20 protein-coding genes and 1 tRNA gene are annotated in these 20,141 nt (G+C 72.6%); 12 read left to right on the top strand and 9 right to left on the bottom strand.

Translation table 11 applies throughout. The features are described from left to right. The first annotated feature begins 35 nt into the window (after nucleotides 1-35). From QP090_RS09085 to QP090_RS09070, 4 genes are all read left to right on the top strand, one after another. A complete protein-coding gene (locus QP090_RS09085) occupies nucleotides 36-980 on the top strand; it encodes an NADP-dependent oxidoreductase (protein ID WP_285938104.1) in 945 nt (314 codons plus the stop codon). Between the two features lie 15 nt (nucleotides 981-995). Further along, nucleotides 996-2,873, top strand: a complete 1,878-nt coding sequence (nhaA, locus tag QP090_RS09080) for a Na+/H+ antiporter NhaA (protein ID WP_285938103.1) — start codon at nucleotides 996-998, stop codon at nucleotides 2,871-2,873. Then, nucleotides 2,870-3,085 (top strand): hypothetical protein, encoded by a 216-nt coding sequence (locus QP090_RS09075; RefSeq protein WP_285938102.1) that lies wholly within the window; start codon nucleotides 2,870-2,872, stop codon nucleotides 3,083-3,085. Before nhaA ends, QP090_RS09075 begins: the two co-directional genes overlap by 4 nt. Before the next feature lie 78 nt (nucleotides 3,086-3,163). Further along, nucleotides 3,164-3,487 carry a tetratricopeptide repeat protein gene (locus QP090_RS09070; protein WP_285938617.1) on the top strand — a complete coding sequence of 108 codons (324 nt, stop codon included), beginning with the start codon at nucleotides 3,164-3,166 and terminating at the stop codon, nucleotides 3,485-3,487. Nucleotides 3,488-3,545: 58 nt separating this feature from the next. On the opposite strand, the gene QP090_RS09065 is transcribed toward QP090_RS09070, so the two are convergent. From QP090_RS09065 to QP090_RS09040, 6 genes are all read right to left on the bottom strand, one after another. After that, the gene (locus QP090_RS09065) at nucleotides 3,546-4,418 is read right to left on the bottom strand and encodes a PaaX family transcriptional regulator C-terminal domain-containing protein (RefSeq protein WP_285938101.1); all 873 of its coding nucleotides are present in this window, start codon (nucleotides 4,416-4,418) and stop codon (nucleotides 3,546-3,548) included. 142 nt (nucleotides 4,419-4,560) lie between these two features. Continuing rightward, complete coding sequence (locus QP090_RS09060; RefSeq protein ID WP_285938099.1) at nucleotides 4,561-5,790, bottom strand: saccharopine dehydrogenase family protein; 1,230 nt, start codon at nucleotides 5,788-5,790, stop codon at nucleotides 4,561-4,563. A 188-nt stretch (nucleotides 5,791-5,978) separates the two neighbouring features. After that, nucleotides 5,979-7,337 (bottom strand): sensor histidine kinase, encoded by a 1,359-nt coding sequence (locus QP090_RS09055; RefSeq protein ID WP_285938098.1) that lies wholly within the window; start codon nucleotides 7,335-7,337, stop codon nucleotides 5,979-5,981. 99 nt (nucleotides 7,338-7,436) lie between these two features. Beyond that, nucleotides 7,437-8,345, bottom strand: a complete 909-nt coding sequence (locus QP090_RS09050; RefSeq protein ID WP_285938097.1) for an ABC transporter permease — start codon at nucleotides 8,343-8,345, stop codon at nucleotides 7,437-7,439. Continuing rightward, nucleotides 8,335-9,135 (bottom strand): ABC transporter ATP-binding protein, encoded by an 801-nt coding sequence (locus tag QP090_RS09045; protein ID WP_285938096.1) that lies wholly within the window; start codon nucleotides 9,133-9,135, stop codon nucleotides 8,335-8,337. The genes QP090_RS09050 and QP090_RS09045 overlap by 11 nt, the downstream gene beginning before the upstream one ends. Beyond that, the gene (locus tag QP090_RS09040) at nucleotides 9,132-10,178 is read right to left on the bottom strand and encodes an ABC transporter substrate-binding protein (protein WP_285938095.1); all 1,047 of its coding nucleotides are present in this window, start codon (nucleotides 10,176-10,178) and stop codon (nucleotides 9,132-9,134) included. Before QP090_RS09040 ends, QP090_RS09045 begins: the two co-directional genes overlap by 4 nt. 201 nt (nucleotides 10,179-10,379) lie before the next feature. Here QP090_RS09040 and eno point away from each other — a divergent pair, with 201 nt between their 5' ends. From eno to QP090_RS09020, 4 genes are read left to right on the top strand one after another with little or no spacing between them, the layout of a single operon-like run. Next, a complete protein-coding gene (eno, locus tag QP090_RS09035) occupies nucleotides 10,380-11,663 on the top strand; it encodes a phosphopyruvate hydratase (RefSeq protein ID WP_285938094.1) in 1,284 nt (427 codons plus the stop codon). Between the two features lie 20 nt (nucleotides 11,664-11,683). After that, entirely contained in the window at nucleotides 11,684-12,133 is a 450-nt protein-coding gene (locus tag QP090_RS09030) for an FtsB family cell division protein (RefSeq protein ID WP_285938092.1), read from the top strand. A 51-nt stretch (nucleotides 12,134-12,184) separates the two neighbouring features. Continuing rightward, complete coding sequence (locus QP090_RS09025) at nucleotides 12,185-12,751, top strand: DUF501 domain-containing protein (protein ID WP_285938091.1); 567 nt, start codon at nucleotides 12,185-12,187, stop codon at nucleotides 12,749-12,751. Beyond that, the gene (locus tag QP090_RS09020) at nucleotides 12,748-13,686 is read left to right on the top strand and encodes a Ppx/GppA phosphatase family protein (RefSeq protein ID WP_285938090.1); all 939 of its coding nucleotides are present in this window, start codon (nucleotides 12,748-12,750) and stop codon (nucleotides 13,684-13,686) included. Before QP090_RS09025 ends, QP090_RS09020 begins: the two co-directional genes overlap by 4 nt. 71 nt (nucleotides 13,687-13,757) lie before the next feature. Here the strand turns inward: QP090_RS09020 and QP090_RS09015 are convergent, their stop codons facing one another. Then, nucleotides 13,758-14,456 carry a DUF2510 domain-containing protein gene (locus QP090_RS09015; RefSeq protein ID WP_285938089.1) on the bottom strand — a complete coding sequence of 233 codons (699 nt, stop codon included), beginning with the start codon at nucleotides 14,454-14,456 and terminating at the stop codon, nucleotides 13,758-13,760. A 116-nt stretch (nucleotides 14,457-14,572) separates the two neighbouring features. On the opposite strand from QP090_RS09015, the gene QP090_RS09010 reads away from it, so the two are divergent. The 4 genes from QP090_RS09010 (at nucleotide 14,573) to QP090_RS08990 (ending at nucleotide 18,255) form a co-directional block, all read left to right on the top strand. Beyond that, nucleotides 14,573-15,442 carry a uracil-DNA glycosylase gene (locus QP090_RS09010; RefSeq protein ID WP_285938088.1) on the top strand — a complete coding sequence of 290 codons (870 nt, stop codon included), beginning with the start codon at nucleotides 14,573-14,575 and terminating at the stop codon, nucleotides 15,440-15,442. Between the two features lie 524 nt (nucleotides 15,443-15,966). After that, a complete protein-coding gene (locus QP090_RS09000; RefSeq protein ID WP_285938087.1) occupies nucleotides 15,967-17,235 on the top strand; it encodes a class I SAM-dependent methyltransferase in 1,269 nt (422 codons plus the stop codon). A 37-nt stretch (nucleotides 17,236-17,272) separates the two neighbouring features. Then, nucleotides 17,273-17,348, top strand: a tRNA-Leu gene (locus tag QP090_RS08995). A gap of 97 nt (nucleotides 17,349-17,445) precedes the next feature. Then, nucleotides 17,446-18,255: a Bax inhibitor-1/YccA family protein gene (locus QP090_RS08990; protein ID WP_285938086.1), complete on the top strand. Its 810-nt coding sequence runs from the start codon at nucleotides 17,446-17,448 to the stop codon at nucleotides 18,253-18,255. 190 nt (nucleotides 18,256-18,445) lie between these two features. Here the strand turns inward: QP090_RS08990 and QP090_RS08985 are convergent, their stop codons facing one another. Together QP090_RS08985 and QP090_RS08980 are read right to left on the bottom strand one after the other, a co-directional pair. Beyond that, nucleotides 18,446-18,673 (bottom strand): DUF4287 domain-containing protein, encoded by a 228-nt coding sequence (locus tag QP090_RS08985; protein ID WP_285938084.1) that lies wholly within the window; start codon nucleotides 18,671-18,673, stop codon nucleotides 18,446-18,448. A gap of 219 nt (nucleotides 18,674-18,892) precedes the next feature. Further along, on the bottom strand, nucleotides 18,893-20,113 hold the full coding sequence (locus QP090_RS08980) for an acetyl-CoA C-acetyltransferase (RefSeq protein ID WP_285938083.1): 1,221 nt from the start codon (nucleotides 20,111-20,113) through the stop codon (nucleotides 18,893-18,895). Nucleotides 20,114-20,141: the final 28 nt, after the last annotated feature.

Genomic DNA, 20,141 nt, shown 5'->3' with positions numbered 1-20,141 from the left:
ACGACCTTTCGCACGTCTACCGGGGGATCACATCCATGCGCGCCATCGCCGTGTCCGAATACGGGGCCACCCCGTCGCTGATGAACGTGCCGCGCCCCGAGCCGGGGCCCGGCGAAATTCTGGTCAAGGTGGTGGCCGCCGGCCTCAACCCCTTCGACTGGAAGGTCGTCGACGGCATCCTCAAGGACACCGTCGAGGCGTCCTTCCCGATCGTGCTCGGCACCGACGGCGCGGGGGTCGTCGAGGAGGTCGGGCCGGACGTGACCCGGTTCCGTCCCGGCGAGCAGGTCTTCGGCGGCTTCCAGGACCTGGCCCGCGGCACCGGCACCTACGCCGAGTACGCGATCGGACGGGAGGACGCCCCGATCGCGCAGATGCCCGAGGGCCTGATCTACACCCAGGCCGCCGCGGTGCCGACCGCGAGCACCACCGCGTTCAACCTGGTCCGTGAGGCCCAGCTGGACGAGGACCAGACCGTCCTGGTGGTCGGCGCGACCGGCGGCGTCGGCCAGGCCGTGGTGCAGCTCGCCGCGAACCAGGGCGCGAAGGTCATCGCCACCGCCCGCGAGGACATGGCCGAGGAGATGCGCGGGCTCGGCGCGGCCGAGATCGTCGACCACGCCCGCGGCGACCTGAACGGGCAGGTGCTGGCCGCGCACTCCGACGGCATCGACACCGTCATCGACATGGTCAGCGACAAGGCCGGCGTCGAGCGGCTCACTACGCTGCTGCGGCCCGGCGGCACCTACCTGAGCACCATCTGGTCGCTGAACCCGGACGCGTTGGCCGCGCAGGAGATCCGCGGCGTCAACCTCCAGAACTCCTCCAGCACCGGGCTGCTGGAGGAGGTCGGCGACCTGATCGAGGCGGGCAAGCTGAAGGTGCGGATCCACCGGGAGGTGTCGCTGGAGGAGGCGCCCGCGGCGCTCGCCCGCAACCGCGCCGGGAGCTCCCGTGGCAAGACCGTGATCCGTGTCTGACGCCGTCGCGGCCCCATGACCGAGCGTTCCGTCGCGTCCCGCGCGGTGCCGGAGGGGCTGCGCAGCTTCCTGGCCACCGAGACCGGCAGCACCAGCGTGCTGCTGGCCGCCACGGGGGCCGGGCTGCTGTGGGCGAACCTGCCGTTCGGCGACTCCTACGAGGCGTTCTGGCACACCCGCCTGTCGGTGACCCTCGGCGCGGACGCCTTCTCGCTGGACCTGAGGGAGTGGGTCGACGACGGGCTGATGGCGCTGTTCTTCTTCGTCATCGGCCTGGAGATCTCCCGCGAGATCACCGTCGGGCAGCTCCGCGACCGGCGGGTGTTCGCGGTGCCGTTCGTGGCGGCGCTCGGCGGGATGGCCGTCCCCGCGCTGCTGTACGCGCTGGTCAACATGGACGGGCCGGGAGCGGGCGGCTGGGGCGTTCCGATGGCCAGCGACACCGCGTTCGTGCTGGGGCTGCTCGCGGTGATCGGCACCCGCTGCCCCGAGCCGCTGCGGGTGTTCCTGCTGACCCTCGCGGTGGTCGACGACGTCGGCGCGATCCTGGTGGTCGCGGTGTTCTACACCGAGGACCTGTCGGTCGTCGCGCTGCTGGTCGCGGTGGCGCTGTTCGGCCTGATCGTCGCGCTGCGCTGGCTGCGCGTCTGGCGCGGGCCCGCCTACGTCCTGCTCGGCCTCGGGGTGTGGGCGGCGATGCTGGAGAGCGGCGTGCACCCCACCCTGGCCGGGATCCTGCTCGGCGCGACCGTGGTGGTGTACGCGCCGAAGGACCACCAGATCCTGCGCGCCGGCGAGCTGGTGCAGGCGCTCTCGCGCGAGCCGAGCCCGGAGCTGGCCCGGCAGGCGACCCGCAGCGTCCAGCGGACCGTGTCGATCAACGAGCGGCTCCAGCTCCGGCTGCATCCGTGGACCGGCTACGTGATCGTGCCGATCTTCGCGCTCGCCAACGCCGGCGTGGTGCTGAACGGCGACACGCTGCGGCAGGCCGCGACCTCGCGGGTCACCCTCGGCATCGTCGCGGGCCTGCTGGCGGGCAAGTTCGTCGGCGTCGCGCTCGGCACCTGGATCCCGCTGCGCTTCAACTGGGGCGACCTCGGCGGCGGGCTGGTGTGGGGCCAGCTCCTCGGCGGCGCGGCCGTGTCGGGCATCGGGTTCACCGTGTCGCTGTTCATCACCGGCCTCGCCTTCGCCGACGACCCGGCGCTCCAGAGCGAGGCCAAGATCGGCATCATCGCCGGGTCGCTGCTGGCCGCCGGGCTCGGCTTCGTGATCTTCCGGCTGGCCTGGAACCGGGGCGCGGCCTGCGCCCCGCCCGGCGCCGTCCCCGTGACCGAGGCCGAACGCGAGCCGCTCGCGCCGGTCACGCGGCGGGACCACGTTCTCGGCCGCGCGGACGCGCCGGTCACCCTCGTCGAGTACGGCGACTACGAGTGCCCGTACTGCGGCCAGGCGTTCGGAGTACTGGAAGACCTCCAGGACCAGTACGGCGACCGGCTCCGGTTCGTGTTCCGGCACTTCCCGCTGCGCGAGGTCCACCCGCACGCCTTCTCCGCGGCCCTCTGCTCGGAGGCCGCCGCCGACCACGGGGTGTTCTGGGAGATGCACGAGGTGCTCTTCGGCCACCAGCTCGCCCTCACCGACGCCGACCTCACCGCCTACGGCGAGAGGTTCGGGTTCGATCCCTGGGAGGACCTCGACCGCCACCGCGACCGCGTCAACGCCGACCGGGAGTCGGGCGAGCGCGCCGGAGCCGCCGGGACGCCCACCTTCTTCATCAACGGGAACCTGCACGAGGGCCCGCACGACCTGGCCTCGCTCGGCGCGGCGATCGACGCCGCGCTGGCCGGCCGGGACCCGTCCGGGGCGTGCCACATCGGGGGAGAGACATGAACGACCACGACCGGCGGGCCAGGCTCCGCGAGATCGACACCGACCTGCGCGCGTTGCGCGCCGAACAGGTCGCGCCGATGGAGGGCGCGGGCGACTCCGGCGACGAGGGCCAGAACCTCCACGAGCGCGAGGAGCTGGCCGGCCAGATCGAGGGCCTCGAGGCCGAGCGGCAGCGCCTGGCCGACGCGCTGGACGGCCGGGAACAAACCTGACGTCCTCCCGGTTCAGTTGCGTGACGCAACCAGCAGGGAGGCGACGTGACCGCTTACGAGGAGTTCCAGCGGGCGACGATGTTCTTCGACGCCCGAGACTACTCCGAGGCCGCGCGAGTCCTGGCCCGGGTCGAGGCCGGGGACCCCGGGAACCGGGCGGTGGTCGAGCTGCTCGGCCGGGCCTACTTCCACAGCGCGCAGCTCGGCCGGGCCGAGGAGACGCTCCGTCGCCTGATCGACCTGGACCCGGGCAACGCCTGGGCGTACGAGGCGCTCGCCCGCACGCTGGAGCGGCGCAGCCGTCCCGCCGAGGCCCGCCGCTTCCGCCGGCTCGCGACCGCCATGGGCGCCGAGACGTCCGGCGAGATCGAGGTCTCGGTCACCGCCGCGGATCTCGCCTGACGCGAACGGCGGCGTGCCGCCCTGGATAGGGGCGGCACGCGCGCTCGGCGCCTCGGCCTCACGTGCCGGCGACCGACGGACGGGTCACGTCGCGGTAGAGCTGGAAGAGGCTGAAGTGCTCGCTCACCTCCGCATGCTCCTCCAAGAGTGACCAGCACTGCGCGACGAGTTCGCGGGCCTGCGTGCCCGGCCAGGGCTGGCACAGCAGCTGCGGCGGCAGGAGGGGGTCGGGCTCCATCGCGCGGGTGAACTCGGCGGCCAGTTCGATCGCGATGGTGAGCCACTGGGTGCTGGGGAGTTCGGTGCCCTCGTGGAGGCGCCGCAAGCGCGGCCGGGCGACGGAGGCGAGTCGTTGGTAGCGGTCGGCGATCTCGTCCTGTGGCCAGAGGGCACGGGCGAGCGCGGCGGGGTCGCGCTCGTCGCCCTGGCGCAGGCTGTCCGTGGTGAGCAGCGTGAGGTGGTCGAGGACGCCGAGGTGGCGGGCTTGGGCCTCGACGTGCGGCTCCCAGGCGTTGGGGCTGATGTAGAGGCCGCCCTGCACGGGGGCGCCGCCGAGCCGGGTGAGCGCGGCCCGCAGTGCGTCGCGGGCGGGACGGGCGGTCTCGGGGACGGCGAAGGCGACCAGATGCCAGACGCCGTCCCAGGGGGCGAGGCCCGCGTCCTGCTGGAAGGCGTGGGCGACGAACTCGATGTCGGGCCCGAGGGTCTGCTCGGTGATGCTGGTGGCCCGAAGGACTGCCTTGCGCCCCCGGCCCTCCTGGGTGAAGCGTCCCTCGGTGACCAGCCGCTTGACGCACAGCCGCACCTGCTGGTCGGTCATGCCGAGCAGCGGCGCGATGGCGTAGAGCTCGGCGGTGTCGACGGTGTGGTCGATGCGGATCAGCGCCTCGACGAGCGTCCGGGTGGGGACCTGGACGGCCGGTTCCGGCACGCGGGATGAAGCCGTTCCGGCCATGGAGTAGTGGGCCCTTCGTCCGTCGTTGACGTTGCGGAGCATACGCGCCTCACACCGCCCACCACGTGCACGCCGGAGGTGACCGCGCGAGGAGCGCGTCGTCTCTCCTGCTTTCGCTTCACCGGTCCGGGGTCACCTCGATGGCCACGCCGTCGCGGAGGCCGTCGTTGCCGGCCAGGTCGGGTATGTGGCGGGCCAGGTCGAGGAAGAAGCGCTCGGCGTCGAGGGCGATCTCCGGGGGGTGCACGCCGAGGCGGTCGCTGGTGCCGTCCAGTAGTTGCGCGAGCCCGAGTGCCAGGGGCAGACCGGTCGCCTCCGCCATGTCGTTGATCAGCGCCGAGGCGCCGGGCGTGTCGGCGAGCCGGGCGAGAGCGGTGACCCGGCGGCCGTCGCGGGTGCCCGTGGCGGCGGCGAAGAACGGGGGCAGCGACCCGGGCCCCTTGAGGGTCATCGCACCCATCGTGGCCCGCAGTGCGCGGGCCGCCGAGGGCTTGGCCAGATCGGTCGCCGCGGTCTCGTTGGTGAGTTTTCCCGCGTCGATGTCGCGGCGCAGGACGTCGAGGTAGGCGAGCGTGCCCCGGGTGACGACCATGAGGTTGGCGGCTTCGCCGGCCGGATGGAAGCTGCGGTGCAGGGTGACCGGCTCGGGGTGTCCGACGGTGTAGGCCGTGCCGGAGCGTCCGGCGGAGACGGAGAGGGCGACCGGCAGGAGTGGACGCCGGTGGACGAGTTGCCCACCACTGATCACCGTCACCTTCCCGCTGATCTGCTCCATCCAGTGCACGGCGGCCGCGCTGGGGCGCCCGCCGGTGTCGGTCAGCTGCTCGTCGTCCCCGCCGCTGCCGGAGACGTCGACGGGCCATGCGGTGTACAGGTCCTGGACGTGGTCCAGCTCTCGGACCGCGCGTGCGGCCAGCAGGTTGCTGACACCCGGGCTCGCGCCTATGCCGACCACGGCGCGGATCCCGGCGTTCCGGGCCTCCCCGTCCAGGTCGAGCATCTGCAGGGTCGGCTCCCAGTCGTCGCAGATGTCCAGGTAGTGGGTACGGGTCGCGATCGCGGCCCGCAGCACGGTCAGGCCGAAGCGGTAGTACGGGCCGACCGTGTTGAGCACGACGTCCGAGCCCTCCAGAGCGGCGTGCAGGGCGGCGCTGTCGGTGACCTCCACCATGAGCGCCCGCACCGGGGCGCCACCGGTGCCGTCCTCGGCGAGCCTGCGCACCAGCGCTTGGGCCGCCTTCAGGTTCCGGTCGGCCACCACGATCTCGGTGACGCCGGGAAGCCCGGCCGCCACCCGTACCGCCACGGCGCCCATCGCTCCTGAGCCGCCGAGAGCCAGAATCCTCATCCGTCCACCCCGCATATCTCATACACTTCGATCGTAGATAGAACGATCGTATCTGATATGAACGTTTGGTGCCGAAAAGGAGAAGGAACATGACCGACCCGCACACCACGGACCCGCAGTCGATCAGCGGGCGCAAGCCGTACACCGATGGGTGGTCTGTGGGAGCCGGCGGGAACGGCCGGAAAGGGTCAGCGGGGGAGGCGGAGGATGAAGCGGATGCCGGGGGTGGCGTCGGCGCGGTCGGTGATGGTGAGGGTGCCGTGGTGGGCGTCCGCGATGTCGCGGGAGATGGCGAGGCCGAGGCCGGTGCCGCCGGCGTCGCGGTGGAGGCCGTTGGACAGGCGGGTGAAGCGCTCGAAGACGCGTTCGCGGTCCTCGGGGGCGATGCCGGGGCCGTCGTCGGAGACCTCCACCACGGCGGTGTCCGGGCCGTCGGTGCGCAGCACGATGGTGACCGCGGACTCGGCGTGCCGGTCGGCGTTGTCGATCAGGTTGGTGAGCAGCCGGCCGAGCTCGGACCGGCCGCCGCGGACGATCACCGGCTCGTCGGCGATGACGGTGACGCGGGTGCGGCGGGGACGGCTCAGCACCTCCTGGTCGGCGAGCTCCAGCAGGTCGACGGGTTCGATCTCGAGCTCGCGCTGGGCCTCGAGCCGGGCCAGCGCGAGCAGGTCGTCCAGGACGGCGTGCAACCGCTCGGCGTCCTGGAGCGCGGACCGCATGGGGTCGCGGAGATCACCGTTGTCGGGCTCGGACAGCGCGATCTCCAGCTCCATCCGCAGGGCGGTCAGCGGGCTGCGGAGCTCGTGCGACACGTCGGAGACGAACGCGCGCAGCCGGGCGACCGCCCGCTCCAGCCGGTCGAGCGTGGCGTTGATGCTGGTGGCGAGGCGGGCGACCTCGTCCTGGCGGGGCGGCACCGGCACCCGGCGCTCCAGGTCGGTGGCGGTGATCTCGTCCAGTTCGGCGCGGATGGCCTCGACCGGGCGCAGCGTGCGGCCCGCCGCGTGCCACGCGCCGTACCCGACCATCCCGCTGATCAGCGGGACGAGCAGCGCCAGCCCGGTGGCGATCAGCGGGCGGGGCAGCAGCCCGGGGTCGTTGTCGAGGGAGTAGACGACCCGGCGGTTCCGGCCCTCACCGACCCCGAACGCCATGATGAGGAAGCAGTCGCCGTTCGGAGCCTGGACGTCGCAGCTCTGGCCTTGGCGGAAGGTTCTGTCTTCGGCCAAGGGGAAGTTCACCGGGGGGAAGCCGGCCATCCGCGGGCTGGCGGCCAGGATGTGCCCTTGCGCGTCGACGACCTGGACCCGGTCCTGGGTGCCGTTGAGGACGCGGGGGGCGAGCCGGCCCTCCTGGACGAGCGTGGTGACCTGCCGTCCCACCCTGCCCATGTACAGCCTGTTGTTGTCCGCCGCCTCCCGCCGCACCAGCACCATGAGGACGATGTAAAAGGCGATGGCGAGCAGCCCGGCGACCAGGGCCGCGGTCACGGTGACCCGGATCCGGATCGTCGGGTTGCGCAGCGGCCAGGTGAAGCGGCCCACGGTTCCCCCCGGTGCAGAGACGCGTCGGGGGACGCGGCAGAGCCTATGCCGCCGGGGTCCCCGTCCAGGGGCGGACACTCCGGGACGGGGCGGATCGGATCACCGCGCGTCCAGTCCCCAGCGGACCCGGATGGCGCGGTCCACCAGGCCGAAGAGCTGGTCGATCACGATCCCGATGATCAGGATGACGATCATGTAGGAGATCATGTCGGCGGTGTTGCTCAGCTCCCGGGCCTGCGAGAGCAGCACGCCGAGCGAGGTGGTGTCGCCGATGATGACCAGCAGCTCGCCGGCCATCAGGCTGCGCCAGGCGAACGCCCAGCCCTGCTTGAGCCCGGCCACGAACGACGGCAGCGACGCAGGCATGATCAGATGCCGGTACAGGTTCACCCCGCGCAGCCCCATCACCTTGCCCGCGCGCAGCAGGATCGGCGGGGTGTAGTCGACGCCGGCGATCAGCCCGTTGGCGATCGAGGGCGCCGCACCCAGCACCACCACGAACAGGATCGCGCTCTCGCTGAGCTGGAACAGCAGGATGGCCAGCGGGAACCAGGCGATCGACGGCATCGTCTGGAGCCCGGTGATCAGCGAGCCGAACGCGCGCCGCAGCACCCGCGACTGCGAGACCACCGCGCCGATCAGCACACCGACCACGGTCGCCACCGCGAACCCGATCACCGCGCGCCGCATGGTGAGCGCGAGCGACTCCCAGAACCGGGGACGGGTGATCTGGTCCCACAGCACCGGCAGCGTCTCGGCCGGTCCGGGCAGGACCCAGCTCTCCTTCCAGCCGCTCCAGACCACCACCTGCCAGGCCGCCACCGCGATCAGCACGGCGGTCAGCATCGGCCAGACCACCGACCAGACCCGGGCGAGCGGGTTGCGGCGCGTCCCGGCGGCCAGCTCCAGCGCGTCCAGCCCGGCGAGCTCGCGGTCGAGCCGCGCGTCCCGTCCGGACGGTTCGGGCGCGGCGCCGGGGTCGGGCTCGGTCCGGGTGTCATGCGCCATGGCGGCCGACCTCCTCGCGGAGCCGGTCGGTGATGGACGCCGCGAGCGTCGCCACCTCCGGCGAGTCGATGCGCCGGGGACGTTCCATCGGCACGGGGAACTCCTGGACGACCCGTCCGGGACGGCTGCTCAGCAGGACCACCCGGTCGCCGAGCCGGACGGCCTCGCGCACGTTGTGCGTGACGAACAGCACGGTCAGCCCGCGCTCCCGCCAGATCCGCTCGATCTCGTCGTGCAGCAGGTCGCGGGTCATCGCGTCGAGCGCGCCGAACGGCTCGTCCATCAGCAGGACGGTGGGCCGGCCGCCGCCGGTCTCGTCCACCGTGAGGGCGAGCGCGCGGGCGAGCGCGACGCGCTGCCGCATGCCGCCGGAGAGCTGGTGCGGGCGCTTCCCGGCGAAGTCGCCCAGGTGCACCGAGTCGAGCAGTTCGGCGGCGCGGGCACGGCGCCGCCCTCTCGGGACGCCGCGCATCTTCAGCGCCAGCTCCAAGTTGGCGGTGACGTTCAGCCAGGGGAACAGCGCGGGCTCCTGGAACATCAGCGCCACCCGCGCGCCGCCGAGATCGATCGTCCCGGCGCTCGGCGCCTCCAGGTCGGCGACCAGGTTGAGCAGGGTGCTCTTGCCGCACCCGGACGCGCCCAGCAGGCAGACGAACTCGCCCGGGGCGACGTCGAGGGACACCTTGTCGAGCGCGAGCAGCGCCGCGCCCCCGGTCCCGAACATCTTGGACACGCCCGCGAGCCGGACCGCCGCGGTCCGGCTCGGGACGGCCTGAACGGCCTCGGTCATCTGTCGCTGACCTGTGCCTTTCCGCCTGCCTTCAGCACGCCGTTGAGGGGCCCGAGCTCGTAGATCCCGTCCAGTTCGGTCTTCTCCAGCAGGCCGATCTCCTCGGCGTGCCGGGCGCCCTGGATGAGCGAGGACGCGACGGGGTCGGTGGTGAACTCGATCTGCTTGAACGCCGCGTCGAGCACGCCCTGCTCGAGAGGCTTGCCGCTGAGCTTGGTGAGCTGGTCGTTGACGGACTTCTCCGCGCCGGCCCGGTCGGAGTTGATGGAGTCGGTCGCCTCGACGACGGCTTCCAGGAGCTTCCTCACCTGGTCGGGGTGCTTCTTCAGGTACTCCTGCTTGACGATCAGGTTGGTGATGACGAACTTGCCGCCGGGCCAGAGCGTCTTCTCGTCGAGCAGCTTCTTGCCCTTGCTCTCCTGGATCAGCCGGGACGCGAACGGCTCGGGCACCCAGGCGCCGTCGATCGCGCCCTGGGCGAACGCCTGGAGCGTCGTCGCGTTCTCCTGCGGCATGACCTTGACGTCGCCGCTGCCGTCCTTGTTGGCGGTCAGGCCGTTCTGCTTGAGCCAGTAGCGGATCGCGACGTCCTGGGTGTTGCCGAGCTGCGGGGTGGCGATCTTCTTGCCCCTGAGGTCCCGGACGCCGTTGATGCCCGGCTTGACGATCAGCGAGACGCCGCCGGAGGCCGCCCCGGAGATGATCTTGATGGCCTTGCCGTGCGACTTCGACCAGGCGTTGATGGACGGGTTGGGCCCGACGAACGTGGCGTCCACCGCGCCGGAGAACAGCGCCTCGACGGCGGCCGGCCCCGCGTTGAACGAGGCGGTCTTGGGCGCGGTGCCGAGGTGCTTGGCGAAGATGCCCTGGTCGATTCCGACCAGGGCGGTCGCGTGGGTGATGTTGGGGAAGTAGCCCAGGCGGAGCTGGCCGGGCGCGCCGGAGCCGCCGTCGCCGTCGTCCCCACAGGCGCTGAGCGTCCCCGCGCCGGCCAGGACGGTCAGGGCTGTGACGGCGATCCGGCCGCGGAACCTGCGATGCATTGTCGGGTTTCCCTACTTATCAAGTCTGTTTGACGTGCACAGTAGACAATGTAGGTAATCAAGGCGTCAAGTCGCTTGCCTGGCACGATTTCGTGGCGGGCGTCCGATTTGGGTACGGCGTGCCCGGTGGGCGCGGCGGTGGGCGCGCGGATAGGCTCGAGACCCGAACACCACTGAACACGTCTGAACAGGGAGTTGCCCGTGTCGTCGATCGACGCCGTCCTTGCCCGGGAGATCCTGGACTCCCGAGGCAACCCGACCGTTGAGGTCGAAGTGCTGCTCGCCGACGGGACCGAGGCCCGCGCCGCCGTCCCGAGCGGCGCCTCCACCGGCCGGTTCGAGGCCGTCGAGCTGCGCGACGGGGGCGAGCGCTACGGCGGCAAGGGCGTGGCCAAGGCGGTCAAGGCCGTCAACGAGCTGATCGACGAGAAGATCGTCGGCTTTCCGGCCGACGAGCAGCGGCTGATCGACCAGGTCCTGATCGACCTCGACGGCACCCCCGACAAGTCCGAGCTCGGCGCCAACGCGATCCTCGGCGTGAGCCTCGCCGTCGCACGGGCCGCCGCCAACTTCGCCGGGCAGCCGCTGTACCGCTACGTGGGCGGCGCCAACGCGCACCTGCTGCCGGTACCGATGATGAACATCCTCAACGGCGGCGCGCACGCCGACACCAACGTCGACGTCCAGGAGTTCATGATCGCGCCGATCGGCGCGAGCACGTTCTCCGAGGCGGTGCGGTGGGGTGCCGAGACCTACCACGCGCTGAAGTCGGTGCTGAAGGCCAAGGGCCTGAACACCGGGCTCGGCGACGAGGGCGGCTTCGCCCCCGAGCTGCCCAGCAACCGCGCGGCGCTCGACCTCATCCTCGAGGCGATCGGCAAGGCCGGCTTCACTCCCGGCCGCGACATCGCGCTCGCGCTCGACGTGGCCGCCACCGAGTTCCACGCCGACGGCCGCTACGCCTTCGAGGGCGAGAAGCGGACGGCCGCCGAGATGGCCGCCTACTACGGCGAGCTGCTCGACTCCTACCCGCTGGTCTCCATCGAGGACCCGCTCGACGAGGAGGACTGGGCCGGCTGGCAGGCCCTCACCACCGAGCTCGGCGACCGGGTGCAGCTCGTCGGCGACGACCTGTTCGTCACCAACCCGCAGCGGCTCCGGCGCGGCATCGAGTCCGACACCGCCAACGCGCTGCTGGTCAAGGTCAACCAGATCGGCACCCTCACCGAGACGCTCGACGCCGTCACGCTCGCGCAGACCAGCGGCTACCGCTGCATGATGAGCCACCGGTCCGGCGAGACCGAGGACACCACCATCGCCGACCTCGCCGTGGCGACCAATTGCGGCCAGATCAAGACCGGCGCCCCCGCGCGCAGCGACCGGGTCGCCAAGTACAACCAGCTCCTGCGCATCGAGGAGCTGCTCGGCGACACCGCCCGCTACGCCGGCGCCGCCGCGTTCCCGCGCTTCGAGGCGCGGGGCTGACCGGCGGCCGGGAGCCCGTCATGGCCAAGGGCGACGACCGCGCCGGTCCCCGGGGAGAGCGCCACGGCGACTCCCCGGGGGACGGCGCGCGCCGGGCCAATCCGGCGCTGACCAGCCGTGCCGCGATCCTGGCGGTCGTGATGTGCGCGATCGCCCTGAGCCTGGCCTACCCGGTCCGCGAGTACATCGCCCAGCGGCAGGAGATCTCCGATCTCCAGCACAAGGAGGCGGTCGCCCGCAAGCAGGTGGAGGAACTCAGCCTCCGCAAGCAACGGCTGGGCGATAAGTCGTACATTGAGCGTGAGGCGACGCGAAGGCTCCATTACTGTCGGCCAGGGGTGAAGTGCTACATCGTCCTTGACGGCAGTGGTGGGAACGGGCAGCAGGCCAAGAAGGGCGGCAAGACCAGCAAGCCGCCGTGGTACGAGACGCTCTGGCGGTCGGTGGAGGCCGCGGACCGGCCCCGCTGACCCCGGGCCCAGGCACGAGACGGATCCGGTGATCCGCGGGTGGGGACGAAGATGATCGACGAACGCGACACCGCCGCCGTGGCGGCGCAGCTCGGACGCGAACCGCGCGGCCTCCGCCGGGTGGCGTACCGCTGCCCGTGCGGGCTGCCCGCCGTCATCGAGACGGCGCCGCGGCTGCCGGACGGCACGCCGTTCCCGACGCTGTTCTACCTGACCTGCCCCAAGGCCGCCTCGGCCATCGGCTCGCTGGAGGGCGAGGGGACGATGCGCGGCATGCAGGAACGGCTCGGCGACGACCCCGGGCTGAAGGCCGGTTACGACGCCGCCCACGACGACTACCTGGCCCGCCGCGACGAGGCCGCCCGCGAGGACGGCGTCGAGCCGCTCCCGGCGGGCACCCAGAGCGCGGGCGGCATGCCCGAGCGGGTCAAGTGCCTGCACGCCCTGGTCGCGCACGAGCTCGCGGTCCCCGGCGTCAACCCGTTCGGCCGGGAGGCGCTCGACGCGCTGCCCGAATGGTGGCGATCGGGCCCCTGCGTCTGCGTCACCCCCGAGCCCGGGACCGCCGGGCCCGGGACTGCCGAGACCGAGACCGCTGAGACTGGGGAGGCCCGATGACGCGCGTCGCCGCGATCGACTGCGGGACCAACTCGGTCCGCCTCCTGATCGCCGACGTCGCCGCCGGCGGCGAGGGCGAGGACGGGACGCTGACCGACGTCGAGCGCCGGATGGAGATCGTCCGGCTCGGTGAGGGCGTCGACCGCACCGGCCTGCTGTCGGCCGCGGCGCTCGACCGGACGTTCACCGCGATGCGCGCCTACGCGGCGCTCATCGAGCGGCACGGCGCCGAGAAGGTGCGGGTGGTCGCCACCAGCGCCACCCGCGATGCCGGGAACCGCGCCGACTTCGTGGCCGGCGTGGTGGAGATCTTCGGCGTGGTGCCCGAGGTGTTCACCGGGGACGAGGAGGCCGAGCTGTCCTTCCTCGGCGCCACCCGGGAGCTGGCCGAGCTGCGTCCGGCCCGGCCCTACCTGGTGGTCGACATCGGCGGCGGGTCCACCGAGTTCGTGCTCGGCAGCTCCTCGGTGCAGGCCGCCCGCTCGGTCGACATCGGCTGCGTGCGGATGACCGAACGGCACCTCAAGGACGGCGACCCGCCGTCCCCCGAGCAGATCGCCGACGCCGTCGCCGACATCGACACCGCGCTCGCCGCCGTCCGCGAGACCGTGCCGGTCGACGAGGCCCGCACGCTGGTCGGGCTGGCGGGCTCGGTCACCACCGTGTCGGGCATCGCGCTCGACCTCCCCGAGTACGACCCCGAGCGCATCCACCTGTCGCGGATCACCGCGCTCCAGGTGCACGACGTCACCCGCGGCCTGCTGCACGCCACCCGGGCCGAACGGGCGCGGGCCGGCGTCATGCACCCCGGCCGCGTCGACGTGATCGGGGCCGGCGCGCTCATCCTCGACCGCATCATGCGCGAGTACGGCTTCGGCGCCGTGGTCGTCAGCGAGCACGACATCCTCGACGGGATCGCCTGGTCCCTCGCCTGACCCGGCGGGCCGCCCGGCCGCGCCCCGCCCGCTCAGCCGGCCCGCTCAGCCGGCCCGCTCAGCCCGCCCGCTCAGCCCGCCCGCATCCGTTTCAGCGCGGAGAGCAGGGCGGGGACGAGCACGGCGTTCGGGTTCTGCTGCGGGATGTACAGCACCGGCGTCGAGCCGCTCGACTGCTTGATCCAGATCCGGCCGCTCTCCACCGTGGCGCCGGCGACCGCCGACCAGCTCAGCGACACCCGGTGGCCGCGCACGCCGCCCGGGTGGACGGTCAGGCCGTGCGCCACGTCGATCGACTCGCCCGCCTGGACCCGTCCGGCCATCTCGGCGACCAGCCGCCGCTCGGCCTGCGCCCGGCACAGCTCCACCAGCCGCAGCCACAACCGCTCGGAGTCCGCCGCCGGATCCCGGCCGGTGAGCGCGGCGGGCTCGATGACGACCTCCACCCGGGGACCGCCGTGGAACGGATGCCGGCCCACCTGGAAGATCCACTGGACGCCGGGGCCGCGGCCGTATCCGTCCGGGAGGCTCGCCGCCCAGTAGGCCACCCACTCCACGTGCTGCCACGGCAGCGAGGCGTTCCCGTACGTCATGGCCTGCTGGTCGGCGTGCAGGCGCAGCCCGCGCACAGCCGCGTCGACCGGCTGGACGGCGGGCGCCCGCGGCTGGGGGTGCGGCTCGGGGGTGAGGTGGTCGGTCCATCCCCGGCCGTCCCACCAGCGCAGGCCGCCGGTGCCATGGGGGTCGGGATACCAGCCGGGTTGCGACAAGAGGTTGCCTCCGCTTCGCGTGGCGCGTCTGCCGGGCACCCGCCTCCCCGACCGGCGTGTCAGATCGTAGCGAGCGGAGCCCTCCGGCGGGGGCGGGCCGTGCGAGGATCGGGGCCATGACGACCGCTCCCACCTCGCGCGACGACGGCTCCGGCCGGGCGCCCTTCGTCCCGCCCGGGACGGGCTGGCCGGGCGACCCGGCGGGGCCCGGCACGCCCGTCGCGCACGGGCCGGCCGAGGTCGCCGAGCTGGCGGCCGGGGCCCCCGGCCTCGCCGAGCTGTGCGCCCGCCAGTCGGTGTGCCGGGCCTGCGACCGGCTGGTCGGGTGGCGCGAGAAGGTCGCGGTCGAGCGGCGCCGGTCGTTCGCCGGCGAGGAGTACTGGGGACGGCCCGTCCCCGGCTGGGGCGATCCGGAGCCGCGCATCCTCATCGTCGGGCTGGCGCCGGCCGCGCACGGCGGCAACCGCACCGGCCGGATCTTCACCGGCGACCGCTCCGGCGACTGGCTGTTCGCGTCGCTGCACCGGGTGGGGCTGGCGGCGCTCCCGACCAGCGTCCGGGCGGACGACGGGCAGCGGCTCATCGGCACGCGCGTGGCCGCGACGGTGCGCTGCGCCCCGCCCGACAACAAGCCCACCCCCGCCGAGCGCGACGCGTGCCTGCCGTGGCTGGCGCGCGAGATGGTGGAGGTCGCCCCGAGCGTCCGGTGCATCGTCTGCCTCGGCGGGTTCGCCTGGCAGAGCGTCTGGCCGGTGCTCAAGGAGGCGGGCTACCAGGTGCCCCGCCCGCGGCCGAAGTTCGGGCACGGCGCCGAAGCCGAGCTGGCGCCGTCCGCCCCGGGCGCCGGCTCGGGCGGCGCGCCGGGCATCGAGCCGGTGCTGATGCTCGGCTGCTATCACCCGAGCCAGCAGAACACCTTCACCGGACGCGTGACCGAGCAGATGCTCGACGACGTCTTCACGCGCGCCCGCGACTGGCGGAGCTGACACCGCCCGGCGGTGTGGTGGCGGCCGGGGCAGGGCCTTGCCCGAGCGGATGGGGCCCGGTCGGACCGGCCCCCGCCGGTCCGCCGCCCCAGTCGCTCGGTGCCCCCGTCCGGCCCTGTCCCGACCGCCTTGCGCACATGCACCGTGTTGGCGGTGTTCGTACGCACATCATGTGAGATGTCCGAGTGAGCTGGGAGGTTCGCCGCGATCAGGGGGTTTTTATGTGACTACTACCTGTCTGTGGGCATCGCTCCCCACATGCCCTTGAAACGCACCATGAAGTCCGCCCGGCACATCGTGATCAGCGGCGCCGGGCCGGCGACTTCACCGCGCCGAACGGGAGGGCGCGGCGAACGTCCGCGGGCTGAAGGTGAGGGGCCTTCTCGCCTGGTTCATGCACCGCACGTACCATCTGTCTCGGATGCCGACCGTCAACCGCAAAATGCGGATCACCGCGGACTGGACGCTCGCGCTGTTGTTCCGCCGACGAGTAGGCACCGGAGAACGAGGAGGCGCACCCGACCATGCCCGATGGAGTCGCCTCCCGGCTCGCCCCCCTGCTCACCAAGATCATGCTCGGTGAGGACCGGGACGCCGTGGTCGAGCTGCCGATCCGGGTCCGCGCCTGGGACGGCAGCTCGGTCGGCCCGGCCGGTGCCCCCACGTTCGTCGTCCGGCACCGCCGGGCGCTGCGCCGGCTGCTGTGGAAGCCCGGCGAGATGGGCCTGGTCCGCGCGTACGTGGCGGGCGAGCTCGACATCGAGGGCGACGTGTTCGCCGCGCTCGGCGCCGTCCAGCGGGTGATGCGCAGCGGCGACCGTCCGATCGTGCTGAGCAGCGACGACAAGCGCGACATCGTCAAGACCGCGGTCACCCTCGGCGCGGTCGGCCCCGAGCCGAAGCCGCCGCCGGAGGAGTTCCCGTCCGGCCGGCACGGCGACGCGGCCGGCCCGCTCGGCGGCCCCGCCGAGTTCTTCGCCCGGATGCTCGGCCCCGAGATGGCGCACGGCACCGGGCGGTGGGACCAGGCCGTCGACCTGGAGGACGCCCAGCGCGCCGCGGTCGAGTCGGTCACCCTGCGGCTCGACCTGTTCCGCGGCGCCCGGGTGCTCGACCTGAACGCGGGCTGGGGGGCGTTCGCCCTGCACGCGGCCGAGCAGCACGGCGTCCGGGTGATCGGGCTGGTCCGCACCGGCGAGCAGGGCGACCACATCCGCGCGCGGGCCGAGGCGGCCGGTCTCGCCGACCGGGTCGAGCCGCGCTCCTGGGACCTCGCCACCGCCGGTGACGGACCCTACGACGCGATCGTCGGGCTGTCGGGGGTGGAGGCGCTCGAACGGTCCACCGAGCGGCTGTACGAGCTGCTTGCCCCCGGCGGGCGGCTGCTGCTCCAGCAGCCGGTGCGCCGTCCCGGGCCGCACCGGGTCAGGCGCACGTTCACCACCAGCTATATGTTCCCCGAGGACGGCGAGCTGCGCCCGCTCGGCGAGATCGTCGGCGAGCTGGAGGACGCCGGGCTGGAGGTGCGGGGCGTGGGCGCGCTCCGCGAGCAGCACGCCCGCACGCTGCGGGCGTGGGCGGCCAACCTGCAACGGCGCTGGACCGAGTGCGCCGAGCTGGCCGGTCCGGGCCGGGCCCGGGTGTGGCTGCTCTACCTGGCGGCCTCGGCGCTCGCCTGCGAGAGCGGACGCATCGGGGTGCACGAGATCTGCGCCGTCCGCCGCGACCGGGACGGGCGGGCCGGGGTCACCCTGGTCGGCGAGCCCGCGGTGCAGGGGGCCGCCGGTTCGTGACCGGAACGTCGAGGGGCGCCCCGGTATGATTGGGGCCGCCCCTGTAGCCCAATGGCAGAGGCAGGCTCCCTAAAAGAGCCAGAGTGTCGGTTCGAATCCGACCAGGGGCACCAGCGCCCGGGCCGCCGTCGCCGCGGGCGTCCGCCGGAAACCACCGGCCGTGCGTGCGCGTTTAGACTGATCGAAAGCTCGGCCACAGTGGAGGCTCGAATGGAGAGCAGGAATCCGGCGTTCAGGGGCAATGCCTTCGGCCGCCAGGCGGGCGGCCACGGCATCCCGCGACCGCAGCAGTCGCACGACATGTACAACGCCCCCTCCTACGCTCCACCGGCGCCGCCGTCCACCCGCCCGATGACGATGGACGACGTCGTCGTCCGCAGTTTCCTCACCCTGGCGACGCTGCTGGTCACCGCCGCGCTGTCGTGGAAGCTGGTCCCGGCCGACAAGGCCCTCCCGGTGCTGGCCGTCGCGGTCGTCGCGCAGCTCGGCATCTGGGCGTTCATCACCTTCGGCCGCAAGGCGAACGCGCCGCTGGTGCTCGCCTTCGCCGCCGTGTACGGGGTCCTGATCGGGGTCGTCAGCCACACCTACAACGACCTCTACCACGGGGTCGTCCTCCAGGCGGTGGTCGGCACCGCGCTCGCCTTCGGCGCCACGCTCGCGGTGTACGCGCTGCGGATCGTCAGGGTCACGCCGAAGTTCACCCGGTTCGTGATCGCGGCCGGGCTCGGGCTGGTCGGGCTGATGGTGCTCAACCTGCTGGTGCAGTTCGTCGGTCCGGACAGCGGGATCGGCATCCGCGACCCGAGCAACCCGCTCGCCTACGTGTTCAGCGTCGCGGCGATCCTGATCGGCTGCTTCTTCCTGCTGCTCGACTTCGACTCCATCGAGCAGGGCGTGCGCTCCGGGGCGCCTGAGAAGTTCGCCTGGTACTGCGCGTTCGGGCTGGTGCTCAGCCTGGTGTGGATCTACCTGGAGATGCTGCGCCTGCTGTCGTACTTCTACGGCGGACGCGACTGACGCGCCGTCCCACCGGACATGAGCAGCCCCTCACCGGCTCAGCTGGTGAGGGGCTGATGCGTTGCCGGGCCGGCTCTGCGCCGGGAGTCGCGACGCGCGGCGGCGCGACGGCGGGAGCCATCCGTTGGCCGGCCTGGCCGCGGCAACACGGACGGGGGCGGGACGGGTGGGACCGCCCGGACCGGGCCCTTCAGTAGTGGCGGGCGCGCCGGGTGCGCTCGTGCTCGAGCACCAGCGCGGCGGCGTACCCGTGCGAGAGGTTGTGCTCGTCGGCGAGCCAACTGCAGCGTTCCTCGCAGCGCACGAAGGAGGGTCCGTTCTCGATGGCGGTGAACCACTCGGGGATGTCACGTCCTGTGACCTGCGGAATGCGGGCGATCAGTTTGTTGTGCGTCTCCGGCGAGTGGTTCAGTGACAACTGGCACCTCCAGGTCGCGGGGCTCTTTCTGCCGACTCTGCAACAGGGATCTGGATGTGACAACCCCCCAACGCCGACCTATCCGCCACGATACGTAGATCGTTGGTAACGGTGACGTGCTCCCGGAACGCGCAGGTGGCCCGGCCGGCCGCTCGGAGGCGGCCGACCGGGCCGTGCTGAGCACCCCGTGCTGAGCTACCTGTGCTGAGCTACCCGTGGTCAGCTCAGCCGCTCCAGCACCATCGCCATGCCCTGGCCGCCGCCGACGCACATGGTCTCCAAGCCGAACTGCTTGTCGTTGAACTTCAGCCCGTTGATCAGCGTCGAGGTGATCCGCGCGCCGGTCATGCCGAACGGGTGGCCGATCGCGATCGCGCCGCCGTTGACGTTCAGCTTGTCGAGGTCGATGCCGAGCTCGTCCGCCGACGGCAGCACCTGCGCGGCGAACGCCTCGTTGATCTCGACCAGGTCGATGTCGGCGATGGTCATGCCGGCCTTGGCCAGCGCGCTGCGGGAGGCGCCCACCGGGCCGAGGCCCATGATCTCGGGGGACAGCCCGGTGACGCCGGTCGACACGATCCGGGCCAGCGGGGTGATGCCGAGCTCGGCGGCCTTGGTGTCGCTCATGATGATCACCGCGGCGGCGCCGTCGTTGAGCGGGCAGCAGTTGCCGGCGGTGACCGTGCCGTCCGGCCGGAACACCGGCTTGAGCTGCGAGACCTTGTCGTAGGTGGTGCCGGCCCGGGGGCCGTCGTCGGTGGCGACCACGGTGCCGTCGGGCAGCGTGACCGGGGTGATGTCCTTCGCGAAGAACCCGTTGGCGATGGCCTTCTCGGCCAGGTTCTGCGAGCGGACGCCGAACTCGTCCTGCGCCTGCCGGCTCACGCCGCGCTGCGCCGCCACGTTCTCGGCGGTCTGGCCCATCGCGATGTAGACGTCGGGCAGCTCGCCGTCCTCGCGCGGGTCGTGCCAGACCGGCCCGCCGCCCTCGGCGGCCTGGGCGGTGCGGACCTCGGCGCCGCCGAACAGGGGGTTCTGGGTGTCGGGCAGGCCGTCGCTGCTGCCCTTGGCGAAGCGGCTGACCATCTCGACGCCGGCCGAGACGATGACGTCGGCCTCGCCCGCCTTGATCGCGTGCAGCGCCATCCGGGTGGTCTGGAGCGAGGAGGAGCAGTAGCGGGTGATCGTCGCGCCGGGCACGGTGTCCCAGCCGAGCAGGACCGACACGACCCGGGCCATGTTGTAGCCCTGCTCGCCGCCGGGCAGGCCGCAGCCGAGCAGCAGGTCGTCGATCTGCGCCGGGTCCAGCTGCGGGACCTTGGCCATCGCGGCGGTGATCATCTGAGCGGTGAGGTCGTCGGACCGCAGGTCCTTCAGCGATCCCTTGAAGGCGCGGCCGATCGGCGAGCGCGCGGTGGCGACGATGACTGCCTCGGGCATGTGCGGATCTCCCTGTCTAGCGACGTCT

Source organism: Actinomadura xylanilytica (genome assembly GCF_030283145.1).
GTDB classification, from domain to species: Bacteria; Actinomycetota; Actinomycetes; order Streptosporangiales; family Streptosporangiaceae; genus Spirillospora; species Spirillospora xylanilytica.
Note: the sequence above shows the minus strand (reverse complement) of the source record. Positions and strands in the feature narration are given on the sequence as shown.